Origin of the sequence: Mesorhizobium sp. M1050 (assembly GCF_040318715.1) — a bacterium.
Classification (GTDB): Bacteria; Pseudomonadota; Alphaproteobacteria; order Rhizobiales; family Rhizobiaceae; genus Mesorhizobium.
Map to the genome: position 1 here is coordinate 1 of NZ_JAMYMV010000120.1, position 9,997 is coordinate 9,997.

The 9,997-nt window shown below is 62.3% G+C and carries 6 protein-coding genes and 1 pseudogene; 6 read left to right on the forward strand and 1 reads right to left on the reverse strand.

Annotated features, from left to right (window positions below; genetic code table 11):
- Positions 1–186 precede the first annotated feature (186 nt).
- From NKH57_RS32375 to NKH57_RS32390, 4 genes are read left to right on the forward strand one after another with little or no spacing between them, the layout of a single operon-like run.
- On the forward strand, positions 187–1,047 hold the full coding sequence (locus NKH57_RS32375) for a carbohydrate ABC transporter permease (RefSeq protein ID WP_023758410.1): 861 nt from the start codon (positions 187–189) through the stop codon (positions 1,045–1,047).
- Positions 1,044–1,880, forward strand: coding sequence for a carbohydrate ABC transporter permease (locus NKH57_RS32380; RefSeq protein WP_352950378.1), 837 nt, complete (start codon positions 1,044–1,046; stop codon positions 1,878–1,880). Before NKH57_RS32375 ends, NKH57_RS32380 begins: the two co-directional genes overlap by 4 nt.
- A gap of 8 nt (positions 1,881–1,888) precedes the next feature.
- Complete coding sequence (locus tag NKH57_RS32385; RefSeq protein ID WP_352602322.1) at positions 1,889–2,968, forward strand: ABC transporter ATP-binding protein; 1,080 nt, start codon at positions 1,889–1,891, stop codon at positions 2,966–2,968.
- Between the two features lie 35 nt (positions 2,969–3,003).
- Positions 3,004–5,031: an aldo/keto reductase gene (locus NKH57_RS32390; RefSeq protein WP_352950380.1), complete on the forward strand. Its 2,028-nt coding sequence runs from the start codon at positions 3,004–3,006 to the stop codon at positions 5,029–5,031.
- Between the two features lie 23 nt (positions 5,032–5,054).
- Here the strand turns inward: NKH57_RS32390 and NKH57_RS32395 are convergent, their stop codons facing one another.
- Positions 5,055–6,101 (reverse strand): AraC family transcriptional regulator, encoded by a 1,047-nt coding sequence (locus NKH57_RS32395; protein WP_352950382.1) that lies wholly within the window; start codon positions 6,099–6,101, stop codon positions 5,055–5,057.
- 75 nt (positions 6,102–6,176) lie between these two features.
- Here NKH57_RS32395 and NKH57_RS32400 point away from each other — a divergent pair.
- Both NKH57_RS32400 and NKH57_RS32405 read left to right on the forward strand, forming a co-directional pair.
- Positions 6,177–7,644 (forward strand): annotated as a pseudogene (locus NKH57_RS32400) (alpha-glucosidase/alpha-galactosidase).
- 119 nt (positions 7,645–7,763) lie between these two features.
- Entirely contained in the window at positions 7,764–9,848 is a 2,085-nt protein-coding gene (locus NKH57_RS32405; protein WP_352950384.1) for an ABC transporter substrate-binding protein, read from the forward strand.
- Positions 9,849–9,997 lie beyond the last annotated feature (149 nt).

Below are 9,997 nucleotides of genomic sequence, written 5' to 3' on the forward strand. Positions count from 1 at the left end.
CCCACCCCCCCCCCCGCGCGCCCCCCCCGCCCCCCCCCCCCCCCCCCGCGCCCCCCGCGGCCGCCCCACACAGGCCGGCGGGGGCCGGGCGGGCCCCCCCCCCCCCCCCCCCCCCCGCGACCATTACCGAACGCGCCGGGCGTTTCAGCAGGGCGCGCCACCCTTGAACGCGGAAAGGAGACAGCAATGCGCCATCAGAATGCCACGGCGTATCGCTTCCTCGCGCCCTATCTGCTGATCTTTGCGGTCTTCTGGGTGTGGCCGATCATCAGCTCCTTCATGATCTCCTTCCAAGCGACGCGCACCGTGCCGTGGCGGTTCGCGCCCGGCTTCAACTGGGGCCGATTGATTGGCGATCCGGCCTTCTTCAACGCGCTTGAGAACACGCTGCTGATCCTGGTGATCCAGGTGCCGGTGATGATTTCGCTGGCGCTCGTCATGGCGGTGCTGTTGAATTCGCCGCTTTTGAAGGCGCGCGGCCTTTACCGCTTCGCCTTCTTCGCCCCGGTCGTGGTTGGCGAGGTCGCCTATTCGGCGGTGTTCCGGCTGATGTTCAACCTCGATTTCGGCATCATCAACAAGCTCTTGAACAGCGTCGGCCTGCCCAAGATCGACTGGTTTTCCAACGTCACGCCGGCGATGGCGCTGATCATGATCGCGGTGACCTGGCGCTGGGCCGGTTACAACGCCATCATCCTGCTCGCCGGTATGCAGTCCATACCCGAAGATGTCTACGAGGCGGCAACGCTCGACCGTGTCAGCAAGCTCAAGCAATTCTTCCATATCACCCTGCCGCTCCTCAAGCCGGTCATCGTGTTTTGCCTGGTGCTGTCGATCATCGGCACCATGCAGCTGTTCACCGAGCCATTCCTGATCACCGAGCGGGGCGGCCCGGGAGGCGGCACGGAGACGCTTGGCCTGCTGCTCTATCGCCAGGGTTTCCGGTCGCTCAACTTCGGCTACGCGTCGGCCGTTGCCTACACCATGGCCGGCCTGGCAATCGCCATCACGCTGGTGCAGCTGTGGCTGACGAGGGAGCCGAAATGAGCTCGCGCTCCTCCACCAGGCTGGGACGCAGCATTGCGCTGCATCTGTTCCTGACGCCGCTGGCGCTGATCTGGCTGTTTCCGCTGTGGATGATGGTGGTATTTTCGACCATGCCGGACAACGGCATCTTCAGCCCCGGCATCGAGCTGTTGCCGCACGGCAATTTCATTGACAATTTCAACAATCTGCAGCGGGACACCAACTTCGTCGGCGCCATCGGCATTTCGGTTTCGGTGGCGGTTACCTACACCATCCTGTCGGTGCTGCTGACGTCGATGGCCGGCTGGGCACTGGCTCGTTACCAGTTCTTCGGCAAAGGCGCGATTGTCGCCATTATCCTCGGCACCATCACGCTTCCCTATGCGGTCGTGCTGATCCCGCAATTCATCATGGTGGCGCGCGATTTCAAGCTCGCCAACACGTGGGTGGCGCTGATCGTGCCGCCGCTGTTCAATTCGCTCGGCGTGCTGTTCATGCGGCAGAGTTTTTCGATGATGCCGGACGACCTCTTCGATGCGGCGCGCGTCGAAGGCGTGAAGGAATGGCGCATCTTCCTGTTCGTTGCGCTGCCCTTGGCGCGGCCGATGCTGGCGGCGCTCGCCATCATCCTGTTCCTCGCCTCCTGGAATAATTATCTGTGGCCGCTTTTGATCAACAGCCAGCCCGGTTCAATGACGGCGCCGGTGGCGCTCGGCACGCTGATCGGGCTCACCAAGGTGTCATGGGGCGGCATCATGGCGGGCGCGGTGATGCTGACTGTGCCGATGCTCGTCGTCTTCGTGCTGCTGCAGCGCCATTTCATCGCCGGCATCGCCGCCGGCGCAGTCAAGTAAGGGGCAGAATGGCAACGGTCACGCTCAACAATGTCGTCAAGCGCTTCGGCCTCTTCGAGGTTGTCCACGGCGCCAGCATCGACATCGAGGACGGCGAGTTCGTCGTCTTTGTCGGCCCGTCCGGCTGCGGCAAGTCTACGCTGCTCAGAATGATCGCCGGGCTCGAGGACATCAGCGGCGGCGAGATCGCCATCGGCGGCAAGGTGGTGAACGATGTAGAGCCAGCCGACCGCGGCATCGCCATGGTGTTCCAGTCCTACGCACTCTATCCGCACATGAGCGTCGAACAGAACCTCTCTTTCGGCCTGCGCATGACCGGCAACCCGAAAGCCGATACCGATCGGCGGATAAAGCGCGCGGCCGAGATCCTTCGCATCAGCGAATTGATGGACAGGCGGCCGAAAAAACTCTCCGGCGGCCAGCGCCAGCGCGTCGCCATAGGTCGCGCCATCGTGCGCGAGCCGCAGGTCTTCCTGTTCGATGAGCCGCTCTCCAATCTCGACGCCGAATTGCGCGTCCAGATGCGGGTCGAGATCTCTCGGCTGCACAAGGAACTCGGCGCCACCATGATCTATGTCACGCACGACCAGACCGAGGCGATGACGCTCGCCGACAGGATCGTCGTGATGCGCGCCGGCCATATCGAGCAGATCGGCCGGCCGCTCGATCTCTACGACAATCCCGACAACCAGTTCGTTGCGGGCTTTGTCGGCTCGCCGAAGATGAACTTCATCAAGGCTCATATTGTTGGACACGATGCGCGCGGCGTGATGGTCGAACTGGCGGGTCAGGAGAAGACCCGTTTCACGCAGCCGCTGACAGGCGCTACGCCCGAAGTGGGTAGCAAGGTCATCGTCGGCGTGCGGCCCGAACATTTCGGCAACGCGGGAGAAGGTGGCGCCGACCTCGTCGTCGGCATCGACGTGATTGAGCACCTCGGCGGCACGAGCTTCCTCTACACCAGAACGGCCAATGGTGAAGACGTGGTGATCCAGCGCGACGCCGCAAAAGTTCCCGATGCGTCCGAGATCACCGTTTCCATCCGCAAATCCTACCTGTTCGACGAAAAAGGACTGCGGCTGCGCTGACCGGCCGCCCTTTCCAGCCTTCAAGGAGAATGACAATGACTGCAACCACGCCCATTCGCTGGGGCATCCTCGGACCGGGCAGCATCGCCCAGTCCTTTGCCGGTGGCGTGGCCGATTCGCGCACCGGAAAGCTGGTCGCCATCGGTGCCCGCAATCCCGCCAAGCCTGGCCTCGCCGAGAGTTTCCCCGGCGCCCGCATCCTCGACGGCTACGATGCGCTGCTTGCTGATCCCGAAGTCGATGTGGTCTACATTTCGATACCGCATCCCGGCCATGCGCAATGGGCGATCAAGGCGGCCGAGGCAGGAAAGCATGTGCTGTGCGAAAAGCCGCTTGCACTGACCGCCTTCGAGGCCGACGCCATGATGCATGCCGCGCGCAAGGCCGGCACGTTTCTCGGCGAAGCCTTCATGTACCGGCTGCACCCGCAGACGCTGAAGCTGGTCGAGCTGATCAGGTCCGGTGTCATCGGCGAGATCAGGATGATCAAGTCGAGCTTCGGTTTCGCCATGCCGGGCTTCATGCCGCAGCACCGGCTCTACGCCAACGATCTTGCCGGCGGCGGCATTCTTGACGTCGGCGGCTATCCCGTCTCGATGGTGCGGTTGATTGCCGGCGCCGCCGCCGGAAAACCCTTCGCCGAGCCTGACAAGGTCGTCGGCACCGCTCATCTTGGCCAGTCCGGCGTCGACGAATGGGCCTCGGCGCTGATGCATTTCCCCGGCGGCATCGTCGCCGAAGTCTCCTGCAGCATCTCGCTCAAACAGGACAATGTTCTGCGCATCCTGGGCACCAAAGGCCGCATCGAGGTGCCGGACTTCTGGTTCGCTGGCGGCAACCGCAACGTCGGCCTGGGCCAGATCGACGTCATTGCATCCGATGGCTCGCGCGAGACCATCAGCGTCAACGAGAAGCGCCATGTCTATTCCTTCGAGGTCGACGCGGCCGGCGAGGCCATCCGCGCCGGGCGGCAGGAATTCGCCTGGCCGGGCATGGCGTGGGCGGAAAGCCTCGGCACTTTGCGTGTGCTGGACAGATGGCGGGCGGCGGCCGGCCTCGAATACGAGATCGAGAAGGCCCAACAACGCATCAACACCATTTCTGGCCGGCCTTTGCGATCAGGCGGCACGGCGATCGCCAAGCGCAAGATACCGGGCCTGTCGAAGCCGGCGTCGGTAGTGGCGCTCGGCTTCGAGGATTTCCGTACGTTTTCCTCGGGCTCGATCCTGCTCGACGCCTTTTTCGAGGGCGGCGGCAATCTCTTCGACACCGGTTATGTCTACGGCGCCGGTTATACCGAGAAGCTGCTTGGCGAGTGGCTGAAGAACCGCGGCGTGCGCGCGCAATCGGTGGTCATCGCCAAGGGCGCCCACTCGCCGCTCTGCTATCCCGATGTGATCGGCAAGCAGCTCGACCAGTCGCTCGACCGCCTGCAGACCGACCATGTCGATGTCTATTTCATGCACCGCGACAATCCGGACGTGCCGGTCGGCGAATTCGTCGATGCGATGGATCGCGAGGTAAAGGCTGGCCGCATCCGCGGCCCGTTCGGCGGCTCGAACTGGACGATGGAACGCATGGACGAGGCCATTGCCTATGCCGAACGCACCGGCAAGCAAAAGCCCGGCGCGCTATCCAACAATTTCTCGCTGGCCGAAATGCTGGAGCCGATCTGGGCTGGCTGCGTCACGTCCTCCACGGATGCGTGGAAGGCCTGGCTGACATCTAGGCAGATGCCGAACTTCGCCTGGTCGAGCCAAGGACGCGGCTTCTTCACCGACCGCGCTGGGCGCGACAGGCTCGACAACGAGGAACTGGTACGTGTCTGGTACTCGGAGCGGAATTTCGGCCGCCGCGACCGGGCGATCGACCTTGCCGCGAGACTCGGCAAGAGCCCGATCCATGTTGCGCTCGCCTATGTGCTTGCTCAGCCCTTCCCATCCATACCGCTGATCGGGCCGCGCACGCTGGACGAGTTGGACGACAGCCTGCGCGCCCTCGACATCACGCTTTCGCAGGCCGATCTCGAGTGGCTGGATGGCGGCAGTCTGCGCGCAGCCTAGCTGCCTGTCTACCGGCGGCGGCGTCAGGTACCGTCATCGGACGCCCTGACGCCGCGCCTGGCCGGGGTTCTCATGCTGGCGTACATGCCGGTGGTGCGGAATTGGCTTGGCGTTATGCCGTAACAGCGGCGGAAGACCTTTGAAAAATAGTTGGCGTCCTCGAAGCCGCAGAGGATGGCGACTTCCTTCACCGGCAGAAAATCCACCTTGGTCAGCAGCTTCGCGGCACGTTGCAGGCGCTGCTGCAGCACGAACTCGGCGGGCGGCACGCCTTCGCTTTCGGCGAAACAGCGCGAAAAATGGGCCCTGCTGAGGCCGCTGATCTGGACCAGGTCCGCCACCGGCAGCGGTTTGTCGAGATTGGCACCGATGTGATCGATCACCGGCTGCATGACGCTCTGTTTTTCGGTAAAGGCGTGGGAGCCGAAGACATCGTCATAGAGCGCCATCGCAGCCTCGTAGGCTATCGCCGAAGCAGCGCCCGGCGAAGCAGCCCCTTTGATCAGGCGCAGGCTGCAATCGGCAAGATGATCGATCGTCGCCGGCTGCAGCCGAAATACAGGACCCGAGACGCTGAGGATCGACTTGTGGATGCGCAGCGCTTCCTCGCCGTTCATCGAAATCCAGAAAAACTCCCAGCGCTCATCCCCAGCCAGCCAGTAGCGGTGGTTGTGCGGCACCAGCACCAGCAATGTGTCGTTCTTCTGCAGGCGATAGTTGCGGTTTTCGTAGCGCAGCCGGCCGGCTCCGCTGATCGTATGCTGGAGCACCGTGAACGGTGTCTGGCCGCGCTTGCGGCCGTCCCAATCATAGATTTCGTCCTCGCGCACCTCGTAGCCCGTGCTCGTCGGCATAGCGTGCAGGCGCTGGCGACCGCGCGGCAGCGAGATCGTACGCATGGATTGTCCGTTGGCTATCAAATCATGCAGCACAAAATTACCCTCGAAAGCATAATCCTTCTCTGGTCGCGCTCGCGAATAAGCGCATAATCCCCGTCGAAAAGCGAGAGAGATCCGCAGTCGAGGAGCGGACAGGGAGGTTGGTGAGCCGGATTCCGGCTTGTCGCGCATACATGTCACGGCATGTGGCTACAACTTCCCATTGTCATTCCTTGCCTGCAATTCGAATGGAATGAGGTGCGGCTGATGAGTTTCAAAATCGCTATCATCGGTGCGGGCAGCGTCGGCTTCACCAAGAAATTGTTCACCGACATCCTATGCGTGCCCCGAATTCAAGGACATCGAATTCGCGTTGACCGATGTCAGCGAGCACAATCTTCAGATGATCAAGGCGATCCTCGACAGGATCGTCGAGGCAAACAGATTGCCGACCAAGGTGACGGCGACCACCGACCGCCGCAAGGCGCTCGAAGGCGCACGCTACGTCATCAGCTGCGTGCGGGTCGGAGGCCTCGAAGCCTATGCCGACGATATCCGCATTCCGCTGAAATATGGCATCGACCAGTGCGTCGGCGATACGATTTGCGCCGGCGGCATTCTCTATGGCCAGCGCAACATCCCGGTGATCCTGGATTTCTGCAAGGACATCCGCGAGGTCGCCGAGACGAACGTCAAATTCCTGAACTACGCCAACCCGATGGCGATGAACACCTGGGCAGCGATCGAATACGGCAAGGTCGACACCGTCGGGCTCTGCCACGGGGTCCAGCACGGAGCCGAGCAGATCGCCGAGGTCCTCGGCGCGAAGTCCAGGCAGGAACTCGACTATGTCTGTTCAGGCATCAACCACCAGACCTGGTTCATCGACCTGCGCCTGAACGGCCGCCCCATCGGCAAGGACGAATTGGTGGCCGCCTTCGAGGCGCATCCGGTCTATTCGCAACAGGAGAAGCTGCGCATCGATGTCCTGAAGCGCTTCGGCGTCTATTCGACCGAAAGCAACGGCCATCTTTCCGAATATCTGCCCTGGTATCGCAAACGTCCCGACGAGATTACGCGCTGGATCGACATGTCCGACTGGATCCACGGTGAAACGGGCGGCTATCTTCGCTACTCCACCGAAACCCGCAACTGGTTCGAAACGGAATATCCGCAGTTCCTCGAAGCGGCGTCAAAGCCGATCGACCCGGATAAACGCTCCAACGAGCATGCCAGCCATATACTGGAGGCGCTGGAGACCAACCGCGTCTATCGCGGCCACTTCAACGTCAAGAACGATGGGGTGATCACCAACCTGCCGCAGGATGCCATCGTCGAGTCGCCCGGCTTCGTCGACCGTTTCGGCATCAACATGGCGGCCGGCATCACGCTGCCGGAAGCCTGCGCCGCCACCTGCATTTCCTCCATCAACGTCCAGCGCATGTCGGTTCATGCCGCGATATCAGGCGACATCGATCTGTTGAAGCTCGCCGTGCTGCACGACCCGCTGGTCGGCGCGGTTTCGACGCCGGAGGAGGTCTGGCAGATGGTCGACGAAATGGTCGTCGCCCAGGCGGCCTGGCTGCCGCAATATGCCCATGCGGTTCCGGCCGCCAGGGAGCGGCTGTCGACATCTCAGGTGAAGACCCGCGAGTGGGCGGGCGCTGCACGGCGCAGCGTTCGCTCGATCGAGGAATTGCGAGCCGAAAAAGCTGCGCTGGCGCAAGCCGGCTGAAACCACATGCGGTGACGGTGGATCTACGGGAGGCGGATCCACTGCCAGAAAGCCGTTTGAGTTCGAGGAGAAGCGGAGCGGATGCAAACGCTCCGGAACAAACAAGAGGGAGAGAGACAGTGAGGAATTTACGCAATATCGGTCTTGCTGCCGGACTGGCGCTGAGCGTCTCGGTCTCGGCACTCAGTGTATACGCTAGCGAACCGACGGTTCCGCCGGCGCCGACACCGTTCCCCGCCGAGGGCAAGATCCACTATGTGGCGCGTGACTCCATTCTGGAGTTCAAGGCGCTCCCCGAATATCACGAGCCGGACTGGGTCACCGATAAATACGTCAAGACCGGCAAGCTGCCGCCGCTCAAGGACCGGCTGCCGAAAGAACCGCTGGTCTTCAAGACGGGCAACATGCAGGACGGCATCGGCGTCTACGGCGATACGATGCGCCATGTCATCGGCGGGCGGCCGGAGGGCTGGAACTACGGCGCCGGCCAGACCCAAGGCTGGGGCGGCATCGATATCGGCCTTTCCGAATGCCTGACGCGCACCGCACCGCTGTTCCAGGTCGAGGCGAAGGACACCGAGCCGTTGCCGAACCTGGCCAGGAGCTGGGACTGGTCGAAGGACGGCCACAAGCTGACCATGCACCTGGTCGAAGGCGCCAAATGGTCGGATGGCGTTGCCTTCAATGCCGACGATGTCATGTTCTACTGGGACGACGAGGTCGTCGACCCGAACGTCTCGCCGCTGAACGGAGCGACGCCGGAAACTTTCGGTGTCGGCACGACGCTGAAGAAGATCGACGACTACACCGTCGAGTGGACCTTCAAGGAGGCGTTTCCGAAACAATATCTCTACGCGATGGCATACGGCACCTTCTGCCCGGGTCCTTCGCACATCCTGAAGCCGCAGCATCCGAAATATTCGAAGAACACCTACGATCAGTTCAAGAACGCCTTCCCGCCGGAATATATGAACCTGCCGGTAATGGGCGCCTGGGTGCCGGTCGAATACCGGCCTGACGATATCATCGTCCTGCGTCGCAACCCCTATTATTGGAAAGTCGACGAGAAGGGCAACCAGCTGCCTTACCTCAACGAGCTGCAGTACAAACTGTCGACCTGGGCCGACCGCGACGTCCAGGCGGTCGCCGGCTCGGCTGACTTTTCCAATCTGGAACAGCCGGAAAACTTCGTCGCCTCGCTGAAGCGCGCGGCAGAGGCCAATGCGCCCGCACGCCTGGCCTTCGGCCCGCGGCTCATCGGCTACAATTTGCGCATGAACTTTTCCGCCAATGGCTGGGGCAACCCGGACGCGCGCGGACAAGCTGTGCGCGAGCTGAACCGCAACGAGGACTTCCGCAAGGCCATCACCATGGCGCTCGACCGCAAGGCGCTCGGCGACTCGCTGGTCAAGGGGCCGTTCACCGCCATCTACCCCGGCGGACTGTCGTCGGGCACCAGCTTCTATGACCGCAATTCGACGGTCTACTATCCCTTCGATCTCGATGGCGCCAAGGCCGAACTGGCCAAGGCAGGCCTCAAGGACACCGACGGCGACGGTTTCGTGAACTTCCCTTCCGGCACCGCCGGCGGCAAGAACGTCGAGGTCGTGATGTTGGTCAACAACGACTACACCACCGACAAGAGCCTTGCCGAAGGCGTCGTCGCCCAGATGGAAAAGCTTGGGATTCGGGTCGTGCTCAACGGGCTCAACGGTACTCAGCGCGACGCTTCGCAATATTCCGGCCGCTTCGACTGGCTGGTCCGGCGCAACGACCAGGAACTGACCTCGGTGGTGCAGAACACCGCGCAGCTCGCCCCGGTCGGTCCGCGCACCAGCTGGGACCATCGCGCGCCGGAAAACGGTGAGGTCGATTTGATGCCTTTCGAAAAGGACCTCGTCGACATCGTCAACAAGTTCGTCTCGACGCAGGACAATGACCAACGCGCCAGCCTGATGAAACAGTTTCAGAAGATCTCGACGGAACACGTCTACAATGTCGGTCTGACGGAATATCCTGGCGCGCTGATCGTCAACAAGCGTTTCTCGAACATTCCGCAGGGCACGCCGATCTTCATGTTCAACTGGGCCGAGGATTCGATCATTCGCGAACGGGTCTTTGTCGCCGCCGACAAGCAGGCGAAATACGAGTTGTTCCCTGAGGAGCTGCCCGGCAAGCCCGGAGAAAAAGGCCCGATGGATTAGGTTTACCTCCCCTGACTGAGAGAATTGGGGCCGCCCCCCCGGGGGGGCCCCGCAAACGTCAACACCCCCCGCCACCAAAAGGCCCGTAAGGGGCGTCAAAGGAACCGGCCCGCCAGGGTTGGGTTTCGGGGCACCCGCAATGCGGCGGG

What these genes read in the sequence shown, in the direction of transcription:
- NKH57_RS32375 (WP_023758410.1), top strand. Translation starts at nt 187, where the DNA reads ATGCGCCATCAGAATGCCACGGCGTATCGCTTCCTCGCGCCCTATCTG.
- NKH57_RS32380 (WP_352950378.1), top strand. Translation starts at nt 1,044, where the DNA reads ATGAGCTCGCGCTCCTCCACCAGGCTGGGACGCAGCATTGCGCTGCAT.
- NKH57_RS32385 (WP_352602322.1), top strand. Translation starts at nt 1,889, where the DNA reads ATGGCAACGGTCACGCTCAACAATGTCGTCAAGCGCTTCGGCCTCTTC.
- NKH57_RS32390 (WP_352950380.1), top strand. Translation starts at nt 3,004, where the DNA reads ATGACTGCAACCACGCCCATTCGCTGGGGCATCCTCGGACCGGGCAGC.
- NKH57_RS32395 (WP_352950382.1), bottom strand. Translation starts at nt 6,101, where the DNA reads ATGCGCGACAAGCCGGAATCCGGCTCACCAACCTCCCTGTCCGCTCCT.